Annotated in this window: 18 protein-coding genes and 1 pseudogene; 12 read left to right on the plus strand and 7 right to left on the minus strand. The window is 61.5% G+C overall.

Annotated features, from left to right (window positions below; all coding sequences use genetic code 11):
* The first annotated feature begins 62 nt into the window (after positions 1–62).
* The 6 genes from EP165_RS17930 to hflX all read left to right on the plus strand — a co-directional run bounded on the left by EP165_RS17930 (position 63) and on the right by hflX (position 7,728).
* On the plus strand, positions 63–2,351 hold the full coding sequence (locus EP165_RS17930) for a sensor histidine kinase NtrY-like (protein ID WP_127524217.1): 2,289 nt from the start codon (positions 63–65) through the stop codon (positions 2,349–2,351).
* Positions 2,341–3,702 carry a nitrogen assimilation response regulator NtrX gene (ntrX, locus tag EP165_RS17935; protein WP_127524218.1) on the plus strand — a complete coding sequence of 454 codons (1,362 nt, stop codon included), beginning with the start codon at positions 2,341–2,343 and terminating at the stop codon, positions 3,700–3,702. The genes EP165_RS17930 and ntrX overlap by 11 nt, the downstream gene beginning before the upstream one ends.
* Positions 3,703–3,705: 3 nt before the next feature.
* Complete coding sequence (gene trkA, locus EP165_RS17940; RefSeq protein WP_127524219.1) at positions 3,706–5,082, plus strand: Trk system potassium transporter TrkA; 1,377 nt, start codon at positions 3,706–3,708, stop codon at positions 5,080–5,082.
* A 29-nt stretch (positions 5,083–5,111) separates the two neighbouring features.
* Positions 5,112–5,975, plus strand: coding sequence for a D-amino-acid transaminase (locus EP165_RS17945; RefSeq protein ID WP_127524220.1), 864 nt, complete (start codon positions 5,112–5,114; stop codon positions 5,973–5,975).
* A 112-nt stretch (positions 5,976–6,087) separates the two neighbouring features.
* Positions 6,088–6,333 (plus strand): RNA chaperone Hfq, encoded by a 246-nt coding sequence (hfq, locus tag EP165_RS17950; RefSeq protein WP_127524221.1) that lies wholly within the window; start codon positions 6,088–6,090, stop codon positions 6,331–6,333.
* Between the two features lie 75 nt (positions 6,334–6,408).
* Positions 6,409–7,728 carry a GTPase HflX gene (gene hflX / locus EP165_RS17955; RefSeq protein ID WP_127524252.1) on the plus strand — a complete coding sequence of 440 codons (1,320 nt, stop codon included), beginning with the start codon at positions 6,409–6,411 and terminating at the stop codon, positions 7,726–7,728.
* Here the strand turns inward: hflX and mazG are convergent, their stop codons facing one another.
* Positions 7,729–8,553 carry a nucleoside triphosphate pyrophosphohydrolase gene (gene mazG, locus EP165_RS17960; RefSeq protein WP_127524222.1) on the minus strand — a complete coding sequence of 275 codons (825 nt, stop codon included), beginning with the start codon at positions 8,551–8,553 and terminating at the stop codon, positions 7,729–7,731.
* Positions 8,554–8,704: 151 nt separating this feature from the next.
* On the opposite strand from mazG, the gene EP165_RS17965 reads away from it, so the two are divergent.
* The 6 genes and pseudogenes from EP165_RS17965 to EP165_RS17990 all read left to right on the plus strand — a co-directional run bounded on the left by EP165_RS17965 (position 8,705) and on the right by EP165_RS17990 (position 13,620).
* Entirely contained in the window at positions 8,705–9,607 is a 903-nt protein-coding gene (locus EP165_RS17965; RefSeq protein ID WP_127524223.1) for an alpha/beta fold hydrolase, read from the plus strand.
* Positions 9,608–9,749: 142 nt separating this feature from the next.
* On the plus strand, positions 9,750–10,676 hold the full coding sequence (locus tag EP165_RS17970) for a glycoside hydrolase family 25 protein (protein ID WP_127524224.1): 927 nt from the start codon (positions 9,750–9,752) through the stop codon (positions 10,674–10,676).
* Between the two features lie 160 nt (positions 10,677–10,836).
* The gene (yghU, locus tag EP165_RS17975; RefSeq protein WP_127524225.1) at positions 10,837–11,703 is read left to right on the plus strand and encodes a glutathione-dependent disulfide-bond oxidoreductase; all 867 of its coding nucleotides are present in this window, start codon (positions 10,837–10,839) and stop codon (positions 11,701–11,703) included.
* A 223-nt stretch (positions 11,704–11,926) separates the two neighbouring features.
* Positions 11,927–12,268, plus strand: a complete 342-nt coding sequence (locus EP165_RS17980; RefSeq protein ID WP_127524226.1) for a helix-turn-helix domain-containing protein — start codon at positions 11,927–11,929, stop codon at positions 12,266–12,268.
* A 679-nt stretch (positions 12,269–12,947) separates the two neighbouring features.
* A pseudogene (locus EP165_RS17985) lies at positions 12,948–13,237 on the plus strand (GIY-YIG nuclease family protein).
* Positions 13,238–13,332: 95 nt separating this feature from the next.
* Positions 13,333–13,620 carry a GIY-YIG nuclease family protein gene (locus EP165_RS17990; protein ID WP_127524227.1) on the plus strand — a complete coding sequence of 96 codons (288 nt, stop codon included), beginning with the start codon at positions 13,333–13,335 and terminating at the stop codon, positions 13,618–13,620.
* A 370-nt stretch (positions 13,621–13,990) separates the two neighbouring features.
* Here the strand turns inward: EP165_RS17990 and EP165_RS17995 are convergent, their stop codons facing one another.
* The 6 genes from EP165_RS17995 to EP165_RS18020 form a co-directional block, all read right to left on the minus strand.
* Positions 13,991–14,920: a DUF2971 domain-containing protein gene (locus EP165_RS17995; RefSeq protein WP_127524228.1), complete on the minus strand. Its 930-nt coding sequence runs from the start codon at positions 14,918–14,920 to the stop codon at positions 13,991–13,993.
* Positions 14,921–15,065: 145 nt separating this feature from the next.
* Positions 15,066–18,854 carry a vitamin B12-dependent ribonucleotide reductase gene (locus EP165_RS18000; protein ID WP_127524229.1) on the minus strand — a complete coding sequence of 1,263 codons (3,789 nt, stop codon included), beginning with the start codon at positions 18,852–18,854 and terminating at the stop codon, positions 15,066–15,068.
* 663 nt (positions 18,855–19,517) lie between these two features.
* Complete coding sequence (locus tag EP165_RS18005) at positions 19,518–21,056, minus strand: inorganic phosphate transporter (protein ID WP_127524230.1); 1,539 nt, start codon at positions 21,054–21,056, stop codon at positions 19,518–19,520.
* A 120-nt stretch (positions 21,057–21,176) separates the two neighbouring features.
* Complete coding sequence (locus EP165_RS18010) at positions 21,177–21,671, minus strand: NUDIX hydrolase (protein WP_127524231.1); 495 nt, start codon at positions 21,669–21,671, stop codon at positions 21,177–21,179.
* 266 nt (positions 21,672–21,937) lie between these two features.
* Positions 21,938–22,438, minus strand: a complete 501-nt coding sequence (gene gpt, locus EP165_RS18015) for a xanthine phosphoribosyltransferase (RefSeq protein ID WP_127524232.1) — start codon at positions 22,436–22,438, stop codon at positions 21,938–21,940.
* A gap of 40 nt (positions 22,439–22,478) precedes the next feature.
* The gene (locus EP165_RS18020; protein ID WP_127524233.1) at positions 22,479–23,690 is read right to left on the minus strand and encodes an MFS transporter; all 1,212 of its coding nucleotides are present in this window, start codon (positions 23,688–23,690) and stop codon (positions 22,479–22,481) included.
* Positions 23,691–23,834: the final 144 nt, after the last annotated feature.

The following is a 23,834-nucleotide window of genomic DNA, read 5'->3' on the forward strand; positions in this document are numbered from 1 at the left end:
TTGCAAAACGGCCACATTGCGTTGCATAGAGGCAACGCAGTGGATGGGTTAGACTGAGTCCGATGACTGCCACATCAATGCCAGCACCCGGCGCGGTCAGCGAGAAAACGGCCGCACGCGAAGGTCGGCGCCCGCGCGCCGTCGCCGGCATTGCGATTATCGTCGCCGCGCTGGTCACGGCGGCTGCGTCGTTCGCGATCCTCCTCGGCCTGACGCCCATAAGCCCCGACGACCGGGTGACGCTTCTCGTCATCGGCATCAATCTGGCTTTTGTGCTGCTGCTGCTCGGCCTGATCGGCCGCGAGGTGTGGACAATCTACATGGCGCGGCGGCGCGGCCGCGCGGCATCGCGGCTTCACGTCCGTATCGTCGCCATGTTCTCGCTGGTTGCCGCACTGCCGGCCATCCTGGTGGCGATTGTCGCATCGGTCACCCTCGATATCGGCCTCGACCGTTGGTTCGAGCTTAGGACGAAGGTCATCATCAACTCGTCGCTTTCGATCGCCGAAGCCTATGTCCGCGAGAATGCGCGCAGCCTTCAGGGCACGACGCTGTCGATGGCCAACGATGTCGATCAGGCACGCCGGCTCTACAATCTGGACCGCAACGGCTTCTTCCGGTTTCTGTCGCAGCAGGCGACCGGGCGATCCCTGGCGCACGCCGCGATCATCCGCTCCGACGGATCGCTTGTGATTGCCGCCGACACCAACACCGACGTTCCGCTGCCCGAGCCGCTGATGGAAGCGGTAACGATGGCAGCCGACGGCGAGCCGATTCTGATCGAGCCGCGCTCCAGCAATGTCGTTGGCGCGGTGATGAAGCTCGAGGAGTATGACGACCTCTATCTTTATACCATCCGCGAGATCGATGCCGAGGTGATCCGTGCCCGCCAGCTGGTGCGGGCAAACACCGACGAATATCGGGGGCTGGAATCCAACCGGCTGTCCACGCAGGTCGCTTTTGCGCTGGTCTATATCGGCATAACGCTGATCATCGTGCTGTCGGCCATCTGGACCGGCATCACCGTTGCCGACCGTCTCGTGCGCCCCATTCGCCAGCTGATCGGCGCCGCCAGCGAGGTCGCAAGCGGCAATCTCGACGTTGCTGTTCCCGTACGCCGCACCGACGGCGACATGGCTTCGCTCGGGGATACGTTCAACAAGATGACGCGGCAGCTGAAGACGCAGCGCAGCCAGCTGCTTTCGGCCAAGGATGTGATCGACGAGCGCCGCCGCTTTACCGAAGCGGTTCTGTCCGGCGTCACCGCCGGCGTTATCGGCGTCGATGCGACCGGTGTCATCAACATCTTCAACCGGTCCGCCGAAGACATGCTTGCGATTGCCGAAAGCGATGCGCTTGGCAAGGAACTCTCGGCGGTGCTGCCGCAGATCGGCAAGGTGCTTGTGGCGGGCCGCCGGTCCGGACGGCCTGTCCATCGCGATCAGGTCACCTTCTACCGGCGCGGCGCCGAACGCACCTTCAACGTCCAGATTACGGTTGAGGCCGAAAAGCGTGCCGGTCAGCAGAAGTCCTATGTGGTCACGGTCGATGACATCACCGATCTGGTGCAGGCGCAGCGCACCACCGCCTGGGCCGATGTGGCGCGGCGCATCGCGCACGAGATCAAGAACCCGCTGACGCCGATCCAGCTGTCGGCGGAGCGCATCAGGCGCCGGTTCGGCAAGGTTATCGAGGAAGATCGCGAGATCTTCGAACAATGCACCGATACCATCATCCGCCAGGTCGGCGACATCGGCCGCATGGTCGACGAATTCTCTGCCTTTGCGCGTATGCCGAAACCGGACATGAAAGAGCTCGATTTGCGCGAGCCGCTGCGCGAAGCCTCGTTCCTTGTCGAGATGGGCCGCAACGATATCGCCTTTGAGCGCGTGTTCGGCAACGAACCTCTGACGGGCACTTACGATACGCGGCTTCTGGGCCAGGCGTTCGGCAACGTGATAAAAAACGCGGCCGAGGCAATCGATGGCGCCCTGCGCGACGGCGGCGAGGCGGGTGTCATTCGCATCCACGCCTACCGCCGGAATGGCCGCAACGTTGTCGATATCATGGACAATGGCAAAGGGTTGCCGCGCGAGAACCGCCAGCGCCTGCTGGAGCCGTATATGACCACCCGTGAAAAGGGCACGGGGCTTGGCCTTGCGATCGTCAAGAAGATCGTGGAGGACCACGGCGGCCAGCTCGAACTCCACGATGCGCCGTCATCCTTCCATGGCGGACGCGGCGCATTGATACGCATGACATTCCCGCACAGCGCGCAACAGCAGACGGACAAGAAGTCTCAGGTGCCGGACAGAACAGAAGAGCAGGAAAAGGTACAAGATGGCGTCTGACATACTCATCGTCGACGACGAAGAAGACATCCGCGAGCTTGTTGCGGGCATATTGACCGACGAGGGCCACGAGGCCCGAACCGCCTATGACAGCGACAGTGCCCTGGCTTCGATTGCCGAGCGCGTGCCGCGTCTGGTGTTTCTCGACATCTGGCTGCAGGGGTCGAAACTTGACGGTCTTGCGTTGCTCGACGAGATCAAGAAGCTCCACCCCAGCCTGCCCGTGGTCATGATCTCCGGTCATGGAACCATCGAAACCGCTGTCTCGGCCATTCACCGAGGCGCTTATGATTTTATCGAGAAGCCGTTCAAGGCCGACCGTCTGATCCTGGTTTGCGACCGCGCATTGGAAACCTCGAAACTGCGCCGCGAAGTCAGCGACCTCAGGAAGCGTAGCGGCGAAACCTCCGAGCTCATCGGCACATCCACCGCAATGAACAATCTGCGCCAGACGATCGAGCGCGTTGCACCGTCAAACAGCCGCGTGATGATTATCGGGCCGTCCGGGGCGGGCAAGGAGCTGGTAGCGCGAACGATCCACAGGCAGTCGCAGCGCAAGGCCGCTCCCTTCGTCACCATCAATGCTGCCACGATCACGCCGGAGCGCATGGAGATCGAACTGTTCGGCGTGGAATCGAACGGTGCCGAACGCAAGATCGGCGCGCTGGAGGAGGCGCATCGCGGCACGCTTTATATCGACGAGATCGGAGACATGCCGCGCGAAACGCAGAACAAGATTCTGCGCGTTCTGGTCGACCAGCAGTTCGAGCGCGTTAACGGCACCAAACGTGTGAAGGTCGATGTCCGCATCATCTCGTCCACCTCCTACGATCTGCAGACACTCATTTCGGAGGGTCGGTTCCGCGAGGACCTTTACCACCGTCTGGCTGTCGTTCCGATCATGGTGCCGGGGCTGTCGGAGCGCCGCGAGGACATTCCCTTCCTCGTCGATCATTTCATGCGCCAGACCGCGGCACAGGCCAGCATCAAGCCGCGTCGCATCGGCGACGATGCGATGGCGGTGCTCCAGGCGCACAACTGGCCGGGCAATATCCGCCAGCTGCGCAACAATGTGGAGCGGCTGCTGATCCTGGCGCGCGGAGACGACCCCGATGAGCCGGTCACCGCCGACCTGCTGCCATCGGAAATCGGTGACGTGATGCCGCGTGCGCCGAGCCAGTCGGACCAGCACATCATGGCGCTGCCGCTGCGCGAAGCGCGGGAGCTGTTCGAAAAGGAATATCTGGTGGCGCAGATCAACCGATTTGGCGGCAACATCTCGCGCACAGCCGAATTCATCGGTATGGAGCGTTCTGCACTGCACAGAAAGCTCAAGTCGCTCGGGGTTTAGCCAATGCGCGTCATCATCTGCGGGGCCGGTCAGGTCGGCTACGGCATTGCCGAAAAGCTGTCGGCCGAGCAGAACGATGTTTCGGTCATCGACACGTCTGCCCAGCTCATCCGCATGGTGCGTGACAATCTTGATGTCCGCGGTTTCGTCGGCCACGGCTCGCACCCGACCGTTCTCGAGCTGGCGGGTGCGGCCGAAGCGGACATGATCATCGCCGTCACGCTGCATGACGAAGTGAACATGGTCGCCTGCCAGGTCGCCCATTCGCTGTTCAACGTACCGACCAAGATCGCGCGTATCCGCTCGCAATCCTATCTCGAGCAGCATTATCTCGACCTGTTCTCGCGCGATCACATGCCGATTGACGTGATTATCTCGCCCGAGGTCGAGGTCGGCGACATGGTGTTGCGCCGCATCGCGCTGCCCGGCGCGACGGATATCGTGCGCTTCGGCGACGGCAAGATCGCCATGCTTGCCATCGAATGCCTTGAGGATTGCCCTGTCGTGAACACCCCGCTGGCGCAGCTCAGCGAACTGTTCCCGGACCTGCCTTCGACGGTCGTTGGCGTGTCGCGCAACGGGCGTCTGTTCATCCCCCGTTCGGCCGACCAGCTTGTTACCGGCGACCTCGCCTATGTAGTGACCAGCAAGGAACAGGTTCGCCGCACGCTCGGCCTGTTCGGGCATGAAGAGCAGGAGGCGACCCGCATCGTTATCGCCGGCGGCGGCAATATCGGCCTTTACGTCGCCCAGGCAATCGAAGCTCGCGGCAGCCGCACCAAGGTCAAGATCATCGAAAGCACCCGCGAGCGCGCCGTAGTCATTGCCGACGAACTCCGCCGTACGGTCGTCCTCCATGGCAGCGCGCTCGACCAGAAGCTGCTTCTGGAGGCCGACATCGAAGATGCCGAACTCATGGTCGCTCTGACCAATGACGACCAGGTGAACATCCTGTCATGCGTGATGGCCAAGCGTATGGGCTGCAAGGCCAATCTCGCCTTGCTGAACAATCCGACCTACCACGATTTCACGCGCACGCTCGGCATCGACGCACATATCAACCCGCGCAACGTCACCATCTCGCGCGTGCTGCAGCATGTACGCCGCGGCCGCATCCGGGCGGTTCATACCATTCAGCGCGGTGCCGCCGAGATCATCGAGGCCGAAGCGCTTGAAACCTCGCCGCTTGTCGGACCGCCGATGCGGGACCTCGACCTGCCAGAGGGCGTTCGCATCGGCGCGATCTTCCGCAATGGCGAAGTCATAAAGCCGAGCGGCGCGACCAAGATCAAACCGAAAGACCGGGTCGTGATCTTCGCCATGGAAAACGCGGTGAAACAGGTCGAACAGATGTTCCGCGTCAGCCTCGAGTTCTTTTGATTCCATCCGCCTGACTGAAAGCAGGGACCATGTCGCGCATTGCCTATGTGAACGGACGTTACGTGCCACATGCCCGCGCCGCGGTGCATGTTGAAGATCGTGGCTACCAGTTCGCAGACGGCGTATATGAAGTGTGCGAGGTCAAGCACGGCTTCATCATCGATATGAGCCGGCATCTGGACCGGCTGGGCCGGTCGCTCGGCGAACTGTCGATCCTGTGGCCGGTGCACCGAAGTGCTTTGCAGCGCATACTCGTTGAGGTTGTGCGCCGGAACCGTATCCGCAACGGACTGGTATATCTCCAGGTGACACGCGGGGTCGCCAAGCGGGACCACGCTTTTCCGGCGCCGGATACGCGCCCGGCGCTGGTCGTGACGGCAAGCCGCATGTCGCCCGGCACATCGGCTTCGATGGCGGAAGCCGGTATTGCGGTGGTCACCGTGCCCGACAACCGTTGGGACCGGGTCGATATCAAGACCGTCGGCCTGTTGCCGAACGTGCTTGCGCGCCAGGAGGCAAAGGACGCCGGCGCCCAGGAGGCATGGTTCGTCGACGCCGACGGCATTGTCATGGAGGGCTCGTCGACCAACGCCTGGATCGTGACGCGCGACGGCGTCATCGTCACGCGGAGTGCGGAGTACGGTATCCTGCGCGGCATCACACGTACGACGCTGTTTGACGTCGCAGACCGGCTCGGAGTGAAAATCGAGGAGCGCGGCTTTACGGTCGCCGAGGCGCAGGAAGCCCGCGAGGCGTTTGTCACCTCTGCGACCAAGACCGTGATGCCGGTCGTGTCCATAAACGGCAGACCCGTCGGCAATGGCCATCCCGGTTCGGTGGCGGCTGCCTTGCGGGCGGCGTTTTTTGACATTGCGGAAAAAACTGACGCCTGATAACCGCTTCAGATTGCATAGCTGCGGATCGCAAGACCACGACAGCGCTTGACACAGGCGACCGGAAGGGCGGTACTATGTCCCGCTGGCCGAAACGCGAAGAAAAGAAAATATGGCGGAACGCACGCAGAACTTGCAGGACCTGTTCTTAAACTCGGTTCGAAAAAGTAAGACCCCTCTCACAATATTCCTTATCAATGGCGTCAAACTCACAGGCGTGGTGACGTCGTTCGATAATTTTTGTGTGTTGCTGCGACGGGATGGGCACTCCCAGCTCGTCTACAAACATGCGATCTCGACCATCATGCCGAGCCAGCCGGTTCAGATGTTCGACGCCGAGGAAAACCGGGATAGCTGATTGAAGCCGAACGATGCCACGCCGAGCGGTGGGGTAGGGGGCAAGACCGGTCCGGGCGACGGCGCCCAGGCCGCGATGGTGCGCGCCGTCATTGTCGAGCCGGTGATATCGCGCCAGGGCCGGCAGGCTGACGATCACGCAACTGGCCGGGTTTCTCATTCGCGATCGCCGGAGGCGCGGCTTGAGGAAGCCGTAGGCCTTGCACTGGCGATCGACCTCGTGCCTGTCCACACTGAAATCGTTCAGATTGCAGCACCCAGGCCCGCAACCCTGATGGGGTCGGGCAAGGTTGCCGCCCTTGCAGATATTGTCTCTGAGCTCTCTGCCGAACTGGTGATCGTCGACCACGCTCTGTCGCCGGTCCAGCAACGCAACCTGGAAAGCGCGTTGAAGGCCAAGGTACTCGATCGCACCGGCCTGATCCTTGAAATCTTCGGGCGCCGCGCTCGCACCAAGGAAGGCGTGCTTCAGGTCGATCTGGCGCATCTTGAATATCAGCGCGGCCGCCTGGTCAGAAGCTGGACCCACCTCGAACGCCAGCGGGGCGGCGGCGGTTTCATGGGCGGTCCGGGTGAGACGCAGATCGAGGCCGATCGCCGCCTGCTGCAGGATAAGATCGTACGCCTGAAACGCGAATTGGAAACTGTTCGCCGCACGCGTGACCTGCACCGCGCCAAACGGCAGAAGGTGCCTTATCCCGTGGTCGCCATCGTCGGTTATACCAATGCCGGCAAGTCGACGCTTTTCAACCGGCTGACAGGCGCCAGCGTTCTGGCCGAGGACCTTCTCTTCGCCACGCTCGACCCAACGCTGCGCAGACTTGTGCTGCCGCTCGGCACCGAGATCATCCTGTCCGACACGGTGGGTTTCATTTCCGACCTTCCCACCCACCTGGTGGCAGCGTTCCGGGCCACTCTCGAAGAGGTTGTCGAGGCCGATCTGGTCATTCACCTGCGCGATATCTCGGATCCCGACACACTGGCGCAGGCGGAGGATGTCGTGCGCATTCTCGCGGACCTCGGTGTCGATGCCGCCGACCACAAGCGCGTCCTGGAGGTCTGGAACAAGATCGATCTTCTGGATGCCGAAGGCCGCGAGCACATTCTGCAACGACCTTCGGGTGCGGTTTCCGATGGCCCCATCGCGATTTCGGCCGCAAGCGGCGAGGGCATCGATCCGCTGGTCTCGGCCATAGAGCAGCGCCTGGCGGGAAGTGCGACCGCGTTCGACGTTTCTTTGGCGCCGAACCAGCTTCACCTGACGGACTGGTTGTACCGCTCGGGCGACGTGGTTGACCGGCTTGACCGTGAGGATGGCGGGCTGGACCTGAAGCTCAGGACGACGGCGGTGCGGCGCGCCGAGATTGAGGCCAGACTGTCCGGGCCGCGCAAATAGTCAGGCTTTGGTTTTCGCGGCCTGCCACAGCTCTTCCATTTCCTCCAGTGAAGCCGCATCCAGGCTCGATCCGCGTTTCAGCAACCCTTCTTCCACGGCATGGAAGCGGGACCGGAACTTTTCGTTGGTGCCGCGAAGCGCATTCTCGGGATCGATTCTGAGATGGCGCGCAAGGTTGACGAGCGCAAAGAAGAGATCGCCGAGTTCGTCTTCTGTTTCGGCTTTGCTGCCGTCCGCGATTGCCGCCCGCAATTCGCCGATCTCTTCTTCTATCTTGTCGAGCACCGGCCCGGCCGCGCCCCAGTCGAAACCCGCCCTGGCGGCCTTTTCCTGCAGCTTCAGCGCCCGCGTAAGGCCCGTGTGCGCGATGGGCACACCGTCGAGAAACCCTTTGCCGTGATCTTCGGGCGGCAGCCCGCGGGCCGTGCGCCGTGCCCGCTTTTCGGCCTTCTCCTCCGCCTTGATCTTTTCCCACATGCCTTTGGCCATGCCGGCGGACCTGGCCGCTTCGTCGCCGAACACATGCGGATGCCGGCGGATCATCTTGGTGGTGACCGCTTCTACCACGTCGTCAAACGCGAAGGCACCATCCTCCTCCGCCATGCGTGCGTGATAGACCACCTGCAAAAGCAGATCGCCGAGCTCCTCGCGCAGATCGTCCATGTCGCGGCGCTGAATGGCGTCGGCGACCTCGTAGGCCTCTTCAAGCGTGTACGGGACGATTGTTTCGAAGGTCTGTTCAAGGTCCCATGGACAGCCGCTCACAGGCGTTCTGAGCGCGGCCATGATCTCCACGAGGCGGGCGATATCGCGTGATGGTTTCATGGCGCGACCCTACAGCCCCGCAACCTGGCTGCCTATGTGCCCGCATGGCGCTTTCCAACGTTAGTTTGTGAAAATTCAGTGAGCGATGTCGGGGCGGCGTGCATGGCCGCGTCCTTGGGCTATCCGAACCATCTGACCCTGGAGAACACCCATGAAATCGACCCTGATCGCACTTGCAGCAACGGCGATGGCAATTCTGGCGCCGTCTTCGTCCATAGCGGGCGAAATCGCCCCGTCCGGCTATGTCGAAGCGAACGGCGTAAGCTACTACTATGAGATCGAGGGCGAGGGTGAGCCGCTGCTTCTCCTTCATGGCGGACTTGGCTCGCACGACATGTTTGCCCCGACGATGCCGCAATACACCGCCAACCGGCAGGTCATCGCTGTCGACTTGCACGGCCATGGCCGCACCCAGCTCGGCGACCGGGATGTCAGCCCGCCCGACATCGGCCGCGACCTCGGTCTCGTACTGGCGGGGCTCGGTTACGACCAGGTCGATGTGATGGGCTATTCGTTCGGCGGTTATGCGGCCCTGCATCTGGCCGCCAGCCATCCCGACCGCGTGCGGCGTGTCGCAATCGTCTCTTCCAATTTTGCCCGTGACGGCTTTTACGCCGAAATGCTGCCACAGCAGGCGGGCGTCAGCGCCGCGATGGCCGACATGATGAAGGGCACGCCGATGTATGAGGCATATGCCGCGGTGGCACCGGACGTCAGCGAATTCCCCAGGCTGCTCGACAATATGGGCGCCTTCATGCGCTCGCCCTACGATTGGCGCGAACAGGTGAAATCGCTCGAGATGCCGGTGATGCTGGTTTTTGCCGATAGCGACATGGTCCGTCCCGAGCACATCGTCGAGTATTATCAGCTCCTCGGCGGCGGGTTGCGCGACGCAGGCTGGCAGCGCGAAAACATGGCGCAGAACCGCCTCGCCATCCTGCCCGGGCTGACTCACTACGACCTCTTTCTGTCACCGCGCCTGGCCGAAACCGTCCTGCCTTTCCTGGACGGCAAGATCGAAGTGCCGGTCTGGACCGGCGAGGAGGGGCGCTAGGCCGGATACCGAACAGGGCGGGCGGGCGCTCCCCGCCCGCCCGCATGGTTAACCGGATGATTCAATATTTCTTTGTTTTTTAGCGTCATGACTCGAACTGCCCGGCTTGTATTTGCCGGGTTTGGTTTTGTGTTCGGGTTCCATGCGCTTCTCACTGGCTTCTTTGCATCTGCTCGCTTGTCTTGTGCTCACCGCCTGCACGTCGGGCCCGGCAATCGACGCCCTTCAGGTGCCCGCGCCGTCGAGCGAGACCACGAGTTCGGTCAAGCGTCCCAGTATCGGTGTCGCACTTGGCGACGGCGTGCCGGCGATCCGCCCCAATGCGCTGGCAGCAGCACCGCGTCCGGCGGGCGGGCCGGCCTCCATGCATACCGGCCGGATTTTCGGCTACGGCTTCGGCGACGCCAAACCGATCGACTTCGGCCCGAGAAAGCCACAGCATCTGGCTGTCCACGGCGTCGATGTCTCGCGCTGGCAAGGTGACATCGACTGGAATGAACTGCGTCGCCACGGGGCGAACTTCGCCTATATCAAGGCGACTGATGGCGGCGATCATCTCGACCCGAAATTCCATGAGAACTGGCGCGGCGCGGCTCGCGCCGGCATCAAGCGGGGTGCCTACCATTTCTTCTACTGGTGCCGCACCGCTGCCTCGCAGGCCGAATGGTTCATCCGCAATGTGCCGAAGGAAAAGGGCGCGCTGCCGCCGGTCATCGACGTCGAATGGAACCATCAGTCGAGCTGCAAGAAACGCCCGCCGCGCAGCGATGTGCTCGACAAGATGCGTGTCTTCATGGACCGTCTGGAGCGCCATTACGGTCAGCGCCCCGTCATTTACACCGCCCCCGACTTTTATGCCGACAATCTGAAAGGCGCCTTCCCGAACCATCCGTTCTGGCTGCGCGCCGTGGCCGAGCATCCCTCTCGGGTCTATCCCGGCCGCGACTGGGTGTTCTGGCAGTATTCGGGTTCGGGCCTTTCGGGCGGCGTCGACGGCAAGATCGACCTCAACGTCTTCCACGGCGACGAAACCACGTGGCGCCGTTGGCTGGGCAATGTGAGCGGCTGAGCGGCGGCCGCCCCGTTCACGCCTTGTTGAAGGCGCATCCGGCGCAATAGCAACTATTTTCCACAGCTGGGAATCTTCGGAGAACGGGCTTGCCTTGTTGGCGCGGGCACCAGGCCCCATGTTCGGACGAAACAAGGATCAGCAGGGAAGGCACACGATCATGGCCGATGAATACACACCACCGAATGTCTGGACCTGGGACAAGGCCAGCGGTGGTCAGTTCTCCAACATCAACCGGCCGATCGCCGGTGCCACGCACGACAAGGATCTGCCGGTCGGCAAACATCCTTTCCAGCTCTATTCGCTCGGCACACCCAACGGCGTTAAAGTGACCATCATGCTGGAAGAGCTGTTGGCCGCCGGCCACAAAGGCGCCGAATACGATGCCTGGCTGATCAACATCGGCGAGGGCGACCAGTTCGGCTCAGGCTTTGTTGAGATCAATCCGAATTCGAAAATCCCGGCCCTTGTCGACCGCAGCGGCGATAAGCCGATCCGCGTTTTCGAGTCCGGTGCAATCCTCGTGCATCTGGCCGAAAAGTTCGGCGCCTTCCTGCCGGCGGAGACCGCGGCCCGCGCCGAGACGCTCTCCTGGCTGTTCTGGCAGATGGGCTCCGCACCCTTCCTAGGCGGTGGCTTCGGTCACTTTTTTGCTTATGCGCCGGCCAAGTTCGAATATCCGATCAACCGCTACGCGATGGAAGTGAAACGCCAGCTCGACGTGCTCGACCGGCAGCTTGCCGCACATGAGTTCGTCGCCGGCAGCGACTACACAATCGCCGACATGGCGATCTTTCCCTGGTATGGCGGGCTGGTGAAGGGTTGGGCCTACGACGCCGCCGAGTTCCTTGCTGTTCACGAATACAAGAACGTCTTGCGCTGGGCCGATCAGCTTTACGCGCGCGAGCCGGTGAAGCGCGGACGCATGGTCAACCGGGCGACGGGCGAACCCTCGGGGCAACTGCGCGAGCGTCACGACGCCAGCGACTTCGAGACCCGGACGCAGGACAAGATCGCAGCCGAATAGAGCTGCGAATCAGTTGTGGGGTTTATGCTGCCGGCTTCTTTTCGGGCAAAGTCGGCAGCAGTCGAACGGCTGCGCGCAACAGCAACATTGCGCCCACGTTCGGCCTTTGCAAATACTACCTAAGCATTTCATACCAGCCGAAGTTGCATACGAATTACAACTTTGAATGCGTTGTTTGCAATCACTGATCGTGGCTACCTGAGCATGCAGCCCAAGGTAAGCCATGACAACATCTCGTAAGCCTGACGAAGGGGATAAGCAAAGAGGACGGGAACTTGCCCGTATGCGCAAGGCGCAAAGTTTATCCCAGGCCGAGATGGCTGCAAAGATCGGCGTTTCCACTCAACAATACGGAAAATACGAGCGCGGCGAGAACCGCATTCCCATTGGCCGCTACACCACGGCGCTTGAAGTTCTGGGCGTGGCCAACGGTAGTCTGCCGGGCTTTTCCGAAAGTGCCACGGGCTACGAAATCGCCCCATTGGTGAAGGCCGAATTGCAGCAATTGCTCGACGAACTGAAAGGCGATCTCGACAAGGCCCGCGACCTGCTGCGGCGGCTGTAGGGAGGTTCGTCGCCCGGCGCCAACGCCCCCCCAAGCTTATTCATCGCCACGCCCCGCTGCCGGTCTGGCCATTGTCAAAGAACACCCACCGCGAGGTGGGGAGACGGGCGGCCGTTCGGTCGCTCATCTGTATGTTACGCGCGACCAAAAGGCCGCCCGTCCGGTGTTCTTGCCCCGAGTACCTCCTTGGAGGTCACCCGGCATTCGCGCCGGGATGTTGCCATTCAGTGCGCCTTCGATCTTCTTGAAGACGCCGGGCTCGCCACTCAATCAAGAGGCGAAGACACAGCTACCCGTGGGCCCGGAGCTGGGGGCTCATCACCCACACGGACTCTCGAGGTCCGTGCGATCCGGCACCGACCGCTGCTCGGATGCTCGGAGTGCACACCCGTTTCCCGCGCATCGGTATTTGCACTGGCGATGGTAAGGGAGGTGGAGAGGTGTNTCGGTATTTGCACTGGCGATGGTAAGGGAGGTGGAGAGGTGTGGGATGAATGAGTGAATGGCGAGTAGCGAATGGTGAGCAGGGTCAAGGGGTTGGTGGGGCGGCGCGGTCGAGATTTGTCCACGCTGCGTCTGAGATCAGCCGGAGCCACAACCACAGTGCGTCATCCCGGAAGCCGCAGGCTGTCCGGGATCCATTCCGGAACATCGCAGCCGGCGCTAACCTTGCAAATCAATGTCCGGCTACGTCTACATCCTCGCCTCAAAGCAGGACGGCACGCTCTACACCGCGGCGTGACTGCCGATCTCGGCTGGCGAGTTCACGAGCATAAAGAGCGACTCAGCAAAGGCTTCAGCGCACGTTATGGCGCCGAGCGATTGGTCTGGTACCGTGAGTACGAGGATATTGGACTCGCGATCGTGGAAGAGAAACGCATCAAGCGCTGGCGCCGAGCCTGGAAGGTGCGGCTGATCGAGGAGATGAATCCCGACTGGCGGGAGCTCTATGGCGGAATGGGGTGGTAGCCCCGCCCATGGTTTGATGCCGTCATCCCGGTCGAGCGTAGCGAGGGCCGGGATCAATTCCGGAACGTCGCCGTCCGCGCTAACCTCGCAAGTAAATGTCGGGCTACGTATACATCCTCGCTTCAAAGAAGGACGGCACGCTCTACACCGGCGTGACCGCCGATCTCGGTCGGCGTGTTCATGAGCATAAGGAACGGCTGAGCAAGGGTTTCAGCGCACGTTATGGCGCCGTGCGGTTGGTCTGGTACCGTGTGTACGAGGATATCGGACTGGTGATCATGGAAGAGAAACGCATCAAGCGCTGGCGCCGAGCCTGGAAGGTGCGGCTCATCGAGGAAATGAACCCCGACTGGCGGGAACTCTATGGCGGAATGGGGTGGTGAGGATGCACCACGCTAGACCGTCATCCCGGCCAAGGGAGCTCAGCGACCGCGAGCCGGGATCCATTCCGTAGCGGTCGCGATTTTCGCCAGAGTCACGGAATGGATCCCGGACAGGCTTTCAGCCTTCCGGGATGACGCGCGTTGGGTGCCGCCACGAGGCCGACCATTAGCACCGGATTCCGGGGGGGCTGCACCTTCGCTCCGCTCGGCTCCGCCCTAGGATGACGAAAGTGGAGGTGTGCTCGGCTATTCGCTGGTGTTGTACTATCGGCCAAGCTCCGCTCGAATGGACAGAGTTTCGACCGTAAGGTACTACTGTCTGGTAAAGGCCGCTGGCAATATTTTATTGGACTAATATTTAACACGCCTCTCAAACATAAAGATGATCGATATCCTCAAAGCGAATCTCATAATTATCTTCACTTTGAACGGCAAATTTCAGAGATGGTTTTTGTTTTAAGAATTGGCTTGTTAGGTTCCGAACCATATCAATATTATCAGTGCTGCAGTTCATTCCAAAGTATATCGACTTTATCTTTAGTTTCTTAAACGGAATATAGTGTCCTTCGGGAAAGCGTAATACCGGTATATCCTCGCTTTGATCAAGGCGAGGCAGTACCAATCGTTGTTCGTCTTCATAGTCCCATCCGGTACTTTTCTGAAAGAACATCCTGCTATAGATTTCTGACCGGGTTTTTTCGTTTGATCTCATTCCCTTAATATCAGCCACAGAAATGCGCGGTCGCCTTGTTGTATAGTCGACACGATCCAAAATAACGCCACGTGGTCTATCCGATAGGCCATCTAATTCTAAGCAAAACCCGCTGTGGCTGCTCGAATAGTGCGCCCAGAGCCGAGGCTCATCCACTCTCTTAGACATCGAGAATATTCGGGCTTCGTCAACTTGCAGGCGCATATGATGAGAAATGAATGCCTTGGCAATTTCAATCGGATCGTCAGTTGGAAAGTAGCCGAATCGAAAAAACCTTGAACGGCGCCTTAGTTGCGCGCTTTTGGTTTCCGGAGCCTTGCCCTTCTTTTGCTCAAACAACTCGATTATCTGAATCGCGTCTTGGATCACATCAGCAGATTCGTTTTCGTTATCCTCTGCAATTTCCCGAATATGAGACTCAAGCTGATTGTCCTTGAGCTCCACATAGAAGAACGGGCTGCAGTCTGTCGGATCGTTTAGGACGTTCTTGTAAGCAAAGAAAAGCGACTTATGCTTTAGGAGCATGTACATAGACAGTCGTGTGTGTGGTCCGAAACTCATAAATTTGAAGTATGTATCGTGTGCCATCCGCGCCCCGAATCACAATTTTCATGATCGTGTTTCTTTGCCGGCGACGTTGTCAACGGATGCACGATATTAACTGTGCGCAATTCGGCCCGGTCATATGACCGGGCCGAGGGTTTTATGTTTCCGGTGATGCTCCGCTAGACGGTCACGAGCACCCGCTCGTTGACCCACACGTGTCGCACTTCAGGCAGGTGCCGTTGCGCACCATGGTGAAGTTCGAGCACTCCGAGCACATGTCGCCCGTATAGCCCTGCATCACCGCCTTCTGCCGGCGCTCGGCTTCGATCGCCTTGGCCTCGGCGGCCTGCTTGCCGGCGTCGTCGGTGAACATGTCGGCGGTGCCTTCGCGCTCCTCGTCGAGCGCGATTTCCTCCGCCAGCTCCTTCGCGCGCTCCTCATATTCGCGCTTGAAGGCGGTGGCCTCTTCCTGGAGTTCGGCAACGACTGCCGGTTTCAGCGCCGTGACCGAAGCGCCGGAGCGCGCGGTGGGTGCCGAGCGGGCAGGGGCGTTGCCGGCCGGCGCTGCCGGGCGGCTCTCGCCGCGCGTCTCGCCATGTGTGCCGGAAACCACCTTCAGCTGGTGACCGCGGGTCAGCCCGTGCGAGACGGCCTGCGAGCGGCCTTCCGACACGCCCTTGCCGAGCGGGGTGGAGGAGAAGTCCGACTGGTCGACATGCGCCAGGTCGTGACGGCCCAGATAGGAGATCGCCAGTTCGCGGAAGATATAGTCGAGGATCGACGTCGCCGACTTGATGGCGTCGTTGCCCTGGACCATGCCCGCCGGTTCGAACTTGGTGAAGGTGAAGGCGTGGACATATTCCTCAAGCGGCACGCCATATTGCAGGCCGAGCGAAATCGCGATGGCGAAATTGTTGAGCAGGGCGCGCAGTGTTGCGCCTTCCTTGTTCATGTCGATGAAGATCTCGCCGAGGCGGCCGTCATCATATTCGCCGGTGCGCAGGAAGATGGTGTTGCCGCCGATCTTCGCCTTCTGGGTGTAACCCTTGCGGCGCGAGGGCAGCTTTTCCTGTTCGCGCACCACGCGCTCGATCACGCGTTCAACGATGCGCTCGGTGACGGCGGCGGCCTGTGCCGCGGTCGGTGCCGCGACCAGCTCTTCCACCAGATCGTCCTCATCTTCGTCGTCATCGGCGAGCAGCGAGGCATTGAGCGGCTGCGAAAGCTTGGAGCCGTCGCGGTAAAGCGCGTTGGCCTTGAGCGCCAGCTTCCACGACAGCATGTATGCCGACTTGCAGTCGTCCACCGTGGCGTCGTTGGGCATGTTGATGGTCTTGGAGATCGCACCCGAAATGAAGGGTTGTGCGGCCGCCATCATGCGGATGTGGCTTTCGACCGAGAGATACCGTTTGCCGATCTTGCCGCACGGATTGGCGCAGTCGAAGACGGCGAGATGCTCGTCCTTCAGATGCGGCGCGCCTTCCAGCGTCATCGCACCGCAGACATGGATGTTGGCCGCCTCGACTTCCTTTTTGGTGAAGCCGAGTGTCGGCAGCATCTCGAAGGAGAGGTCGTTGAGCTGGTCGTCGGTGAGGCCGAGCACCTCCTTGCAGAAGGCTTCGCCCAGCGTCCACTTGTTGAAGACGAACTTGATGTCGAAGGCGGATTTGAGCGCCGCATTCAGCGTCTCGATCGTCTCGTCGGTGAAACCCTTGGCCTTCAGCGTCGACGGATTGACGCCCGGCGCCTGGTTCAGATTGCCGTGGCCGACCGCGTAGGCCTCGATCTCGGCGATCTCGGCTTCCGAATAACCCAGCGTGCGCAGCGCTTCGGGCACGGCGCGGTTGATGATCTTGAAGTAGCCGCCGCCGGCGAGCTTCTTGAACTTCACCAGCGCGAAGTCGGGCTCGATGCCGGTGGTGTCGCAATCCATGACCAGGCCGATCGTGCCGGTGGGCGCGATCACGGTCGCCTGGGCGTTGCGATAGCCGTGCTTTTCGCCGAGCTCGAGCGCCCGGTCCCACGCATTCCGCGCGTGAGTGATGAGCGCCGCCTGCGGCACGTGCTGCGCCTCGATCGGCACCGGATTGACCGAAAGCGCCTCATAACCTTCCGACTGGCCGTGTGCGGCGCGGCGGTGGTTACGCATGACGCGCAGCATCGCCTCGCGGTTGGGCTCGAATTCAGGGAAGGCGCCGAGTTCGGACGCCATCTCGGCCGACGTGGCATAGGCAACACCGGTCATGATCGCGGTGAGGCTGGCGCAGATGGCACGGCCCTCGTCGGAATCGTAGGGAATGCCCGACGTCATCAAGAGCCCGCCGATATTGGCGTAGCCGAGACCGAGCGTGCGGTAGGCGTAGGAGAGGCGCGCAATCTCGCGGCTCGGGAACTGCGCCATCATGACGGAGATTTCGAGCACGATGGTCCACAGCCGCACGGTGTGTTCATAGGCCGCGATGTCGATATCGCCGTTCTTCAGCCGGTAGGTCAGAAGGTTGATCGAGGCGAGGTTGCAGGCCGTGTCATCGAGGAACATGTACTCCGAGCACGGGTTCGACGCGCGGATGGGACCGGCGGCCGGCGAGGTGTGCCAGTCGTTCATGGTGGTGTTGAAATGAAGCCCCGGATCGGCGGAAGCCCAGGCCGCATGGCCGATCTTTTCCCACAGCTCCCGCGCCGGAAGCGTTTTCGCAACCTTGCCGTCTATGCGGTTGATGAGATTCCAGTCTTCGCCGTTCTCGACCGCCCGCAGAAAGTCGTCCTTCAGCGATACCGAATTGTTGGAGTTCTGGCCCGAAACGGTGAGATAGGCCTCCGAATCCCAGTCGGTGTCGTAGGTCTTGAACTCGATCTGCTTGTAACCCTGGCGCGCGAACTGGATGACGCGCTTGACGTAGTTCTCGGGCACGAAGTTCTTCTTCGCCGCCTTGATCTCGCGCTTCAGCGCCGGGTTCTTGGCCGGGTCGTAGCAATCTTCGCCGGGGCCGTCGCAGTTGACGCAGGCCTTCATGATTGCCGCGAGGTGCTGGCGCACGATCTTGGAGCCGGCAACGAGCGAGGCAACCTTCTGCTCCTCGTTCACCTTCCAGTCGACATATTGCTCGATGTCGGGATGGTCGATGTCGACCACCACCATCTTGGCGGCGCGGCGAGTGGTGCCGCCCGACTTGATGGCGCCGGCTGCCCGGTCGCCGATCTTCAGGAAGCTCATCAGGCCCGACGACTTGCCGCCGCCCGACAGCTTTTCGCCTTCGCCGCGCAGATGCGAGAAGTTGGAGCCGGTGCCCGAACCGTATTTGAACAGCCGCGCCTCACGCACCCACAGATCCATGATGCCGCCCTCGTTGACGAGGTCGTCGCCCACCGACTGGATGAAGCAGGCATGCGGCTGCGGGTGCTCGTAAGCGGATTTGGACTTGGTCAGCTTGCCGGTGAAGGGGTCGACATAATGATGGCCCTGGCCGGGTCCGTCGATGCCATAGGCCCAGTGCAGGCCGGTATTGAACCATTGCGGTGAGTTCGGCGCGACGCGCTGCGTGGCGAGCATGTAGCAAAGCTCGTCCATGAACGCCTGCGCGTCGTCTTCGCCGTCGAAATAGCCGCCCTTCCAGCCCCAATAGGTCCAGGTGCCGGCGAGCCGGGTGAAAACCTGCCGCGCATCGGTTTCGGAGCCGTAGCGTTTGTCTTCGGGAAGTTCGGCCAGCGCCTCTTCATCCGCAACCGAGCGCCAAAGGAAGGAGGGGACGGAATTTTCCTCGACCTTTTTCAGCCGCGCCGGCACGCCCGCCTTGCGGAAATATTTCTGCGCAAGGATATCGCTCGCCACCTGACTGAACTGCGCCGGCACGTCGATGTCGGCCAGCCGGAAGACAATGGAGCCATCCGGGTTCTTGATTTCGCTCGTCGCCTTGCGGAACGCGATGTCCGCATAAGCTGACTGACCTTCCTTGGTGAAGCGGCGTTCAATGCGCATGTTCTAAGTCCTTACCCCCAAGATATAGCGCTTTTCCACAAGGTGCCACGCCTGGCTGCCCGGTGGGCGCTAGCCCGCATCAATTTGCCGTCGGGATGGTCTCCGTCCGGCCCTCGACAGCCCCGAAAATTCCGGCATCGACGCGGGTCGCGCCGCAGCGTGATCCGCGCCCCTCGTGCCACTCGGGGCGTATCAGTCCACCTTGTTCCGGTGATTCTCTCTTTCGAGAGAGCCTCACACTATCTAGCGCCAAGCGTGGTAGCAAACACTAAATATAGTATTAACAGCCCGTTTACGCCAGTGAGAACAAAGACGCGGCACGCCGAAAATACGCGCAGGAAATCGCATGCGAACGCCCGCAGATACACGGGTTTGGTCCGCCAGAACGCATGCAGTTCCAGGAAATCACAGACCGGCGACCTGACATGCCGGCCACGCTCGCCAAAGCGGCGCATGACCCATAAAAGGCGACTCGGTTCCGGTCGTCAAGGAGTCGTTTTTGGAAGAATTGTGACCCCCAACATATTGTGGGCCAAGAATGTGGATTGCGGGGACCGGGAGGCCTGAAATCGCCGCATTGTCCACTGCCGGGGTCCGGCAAAAAGAGGTGGTGGAAACGGCCGTGCCGGCCAGGCGGGACAGGCTCGCGCTGCCGAATGCGGCCTAATAGGCGATCGCCAGCGCGTAGAAGATCAGCGCCGAGAGCAGGGCCGACGCCGGTACTGTCGTCACCCAGGCGGTGACGATGGTGGTGACATGCGCGCGCCGCACCAGGCGCCGGCGCATGACCTCCACGCCCGACAGCAACTCGTCGGAGGCCGTTTCGTCCGGTTCGTCGCTGTCTTCTCTGTCTCGGGCCTTGCGGCTGGCGCGGCCATTGGCGGCCTTGCGTTCAAGGTAGCGGCGCCGGCGTTTCGAATTCGCCGTGTACCACTCGCGGAAGAACCCGACGCCGAACACCGCGCCGACCGCGACATGCGTGGAGCTGACCGGCAGGCCGAGCCACGATGCGACGATGACTGTGATCGCCGCCGAGAGCGCGACGCAGAAGGCGCGCATCGGGTTGAGGCGAGTGATCTGTTCGCCGACCATGCGGATCAGCCGCGGGCCGAAGAGCACCAGTCCGATCGAGATGCCCAGCGCGCCGATGACCATGACCCACAGGGGGATCCCGACCTCGGTCGCGACATTGCCTTGCTGGACGGTCGAGACAATCGCCGCAAGTGGGCCCACTGCGTTGGCGACGTCGTTGGCGCCGTGTGCGAAGGACAGGAGTGCGGCTGAAAAAATCAGCGGACCGCGGAACAGCCGCCGCAGCGACTGGTTGCGGTTTTCCATGCCCTCCGAAACCCGCCTGACATGCCCGCTGGCAATGCTCCAAACCACGAGCGCGCTCGCACAGCCGATAAAGATGATCGAAATCGCATCCAGATGGATCACCTTCTTCAGGCCCTTCAGGGCCAGATAGGAGGCGAAGGTACCGGCCATGACGGCAATCAGCGGCGGCAGCCAGCGCCGGGCAGCGCCGATCTTGTCGTCCTGATAAATGATCGCCGATTTGATGAAGGCCAGAAACGCGGCGGCAATCACACCGCCAAGCAGCGGAGAAATCACCCAGCTGGCGGCGATGGCGCTCATCACCGCCCAGTCGACGGCGGCAAAGCCGGCCGCCGCAATACCCGCCCCAAGCACACCGCCGACCACCGAATGTGTGGTTGAAACCGGCGCGCCGACCCACGTCGCGATATTGATCCATACCGCAGACGAGAGCAGGGCGGCTAGCATCAGCCGTACAAACGACGAGGGACTTGCAACGGCGTCAACGTCGATGATGCCTTTGGAGATGGTGTCGACAACATCGCCGCCTGCAATCAGCGCACCGGCTGCCTCGAACACCGCAGCAATCGCCAAGGCGCCCACGAGTGTCAGAGCCCGAGCGCCGACCGCCGGGCCGACATTGTTGGCAACGTCGTTGGCGCCGATATTCAGCGCCATGTAAGCGCCGATAGCCGCTGCGGCGACGATCGTCACTGCTCCAGGTTCGCCCGAAACGTAGAACGCAGTGACGACCGCGGTAAGCGCAAGGAAAAGCAGTCCGAAACCCGGCGCCACCAGGCCGCGCGCAACGACATTGGTCGCTTGTTCGATCCGAACGAGCTTTTCCAGGTCCTTGTCGAGAGTTGCCTTGCGTGTGTCGGGCATGATCGTCCGGCTTCAGGGTGAGAAAACATTTGCCGTCAACGCTGCCGCGTACCGACGACCATAAGCCGGCAATAGAAAATCAGCGGTTGTGCAGCAAGGCCGAAGCCGCGAATCGGGCGGTCAGGCGGCCAATAGTCGTGGATTATCGGCAAACGAGCCGATCAATTCGCCCAGATCGGGTTCCCGCACCAGCGCAGCGGCTTCGGCGGGTTCGTACCAGACGCGCTTGCGCTGCCGCTTCTCGGGCCAGTTTTTTGCAATTGCGCTGGCTTCGAGAGCAAACACCTGAACCTCGCAGGGAAGCCGCATGCCTTGGGCGAGGCCTTTGCCGTAATAATAGCTTCCGCAGGGCTCTCGAGCGATTGTGCCCGATACGCCGGCTTCTTCCATGGCCTCGCGCTCGGCCGTGAACCACAGTTCCTCACCGCGCTCCGGCCAACCCTTCGGCAGTACCCAGCGCCCGGTATCGCGGCTGGTGACCAGCAGGACCTCGATGCCACCGCCGCTCCTTGGGCGCCACACGAGCGCAGCCGCCTGTGCGGAGCACGGCGCACCCCCGAACAGCATCCGGATACGGTCGAACATTCGCAGCTTTGTCGAATGTGAGAGCAACATGGTGGTACCTGTGGTCCTTTCAGGTCGTTTGCCAGCTTACTTATTTGAAGACTAGCATATTGTTTATAAAGTTAAAAATCCGGCAAGAGTGTGAATTCCTGCTTCAACCCGGGAAAGTATCCGGGCAGAATCACTGGCCATGACGATGCAATTCAGAGCTTGCGCCTGCCTGTCCAGGCATCGCGGACATCCGCCCGCGCCAAGGCCGTAGGCGATTCGGCGCGCCAATGTGTGACAATGACTGCCGGCTGGGGAAAAGTGGCGACTTAGCCCTGATGATCCTCGGCGATCGGCTTCTGGTACGAAAAGCCCATATCCCAGGGAAAGTAGATCCAGGTGTCCTGGGAAACCTCGGTGACGAAGGTGTCGACGAGCGGCCGCCCCTTGGGTTTGGCATAAACGGTCGCGAAGTGGGCCTTGGGCATCATCGCCCTTACGATTGCGGCAGTCTTGCCGGTGTCCGTGAGGTCATCGACGATAAGTACGCCTTCGCCGTCATTTTCCGTCAGAGCGGGCGCGATTTCCTTCAGCACCTTGAGTTCGCCCTGCTCGGTATAGTCGTGATAGGAGGCAACGCAGACCGTCTCGATTAGCCGCACGCCCAGCTCCCGCGCAATGATGGCCGCTGGCACAAGCCCGCCGCGCGTGATGCACACGATTGCGCGCCATTCGCGGCCATTGGTGCCAGCAAGCCGCCAGGCCAGCGCGCGTGCGTCGCGGTGAAACTGATCCCACGATACGGGGAAGGCTTTTTCGGGCAGTGACATTGATGGCGTCCGTTGCTGCAATATCGACAGGCCCCAGGCTTTATGCGGGTTTGTCGGGCAAAGGCAAGCGGTCAGGCGCCGAGTCGCGCGAAAACAGATAGATCACAAGAGACCCTGCAAGCAGCAGCGCGTAGAAGCCGAACAGCGCCACATAAGCGGCCGCCGGATCGCCCGGCACGGTCGCGTTTTCCACCACCCCTCCAGTGGCGAACTGCATGGCGCCGACACCGCCGATGGAGAAAAAATTCATCAGCGTGACGCCGCGCCCGGTGAGGTGCGGCGGAAAGAACGCCCGCGCATGCGCCATGATCATGCCGTAACCCATGCCCACGACGCCGATCACCACGAGCAGAACGGTTGCCACCGGCACGCCTGCGAGCGGGAACGCCGCAAGACAGATCACCGCGCCGAGCGAGATGACGTTGCCGCCTGCCGCGACCCATTTGCGGGTCCCGAACATGGTATCGAGAGGTCCGTAGAGAAAGCTGCCTGCGACCATACCCAGCGCCATGAACAGCGTAACGTTGCCAATCGCCAGCGCATCGAGCCCGTAGACTTCCGTAAGGTACGGTCCGGCCCACAGACCGCGAATGCCTGCCGGCGGCGCGTAGTTGATCGCCATCAGCGGGATGATCGGCCACAACACCTTCATGCGCAGCAGCTCCAGATAACCTGACATGCCGGCCCCGGCGCCGGATTCGTCCTGAGGCGGGTCGCGCACGATGATTTGGATTGCCGCTGCAACCAGCAGCGTCACGATCCCGAGACCGACCATCACCTCGCGCCAGCCGAACGCTTCGGCGGCCGCTGCCATGGGCGTTGCACCGACGACATTGCCGAGCGATCCGATTGCCACGAACCACGATGTCAGCACCGCAAAGCGCGCCGGCGAGAAGGTTTTGGCGAAGATGAACAGCGGCGCCATCAGCACGGGCGAACAGCCGGCGCCGATCAGCCCCATTGCTATGCTGATCGTGGCCGGCGAATCCGCCACGGCAAACAGCATCGCACCGCCCCCGCCGCCGAGCGCAAGCAGCGTGGCCGCCGTGCGCCGCGGGCCGAACCTGTCGAGGCATACGCCAACGGCAAATTGCATGAGCGCGAATACGATGAACCAAACGCCGGAGGCAAAGGAGAGCTCGGCCTTGGTCGCGCCGAGATCCGCGGTAAGGGCAGGGGTCAGAACCGCAAGGAAGGATCGATAGAACTGCGACAGCACATAAGCGACCGCGAGTACGGCAATTCCAGCCATGCATTTGCCTCCATCGCAGGCCTTGGCGCCCGCGCGGACGGAAAAGGCAGCGCTCCTGCCGGGCTCCTGCGGAGGTCCGGCTTCGTCCTGTCTAGGTGATCGCTGGCCGGCCCGCAATTATCAGCGGACCGTGCCGGTTGGACC

This window comes from Mesorhizobium sp. Z1-4, from assembly GCF_004000235.1.
In the GTDB taxonomy this organism is placed as follows: domain Bacteria; phylum Pseudomonadota; class Alphaproteobacteria; order Rhizobiales; family Rhizobiaceae; genus RCIO01.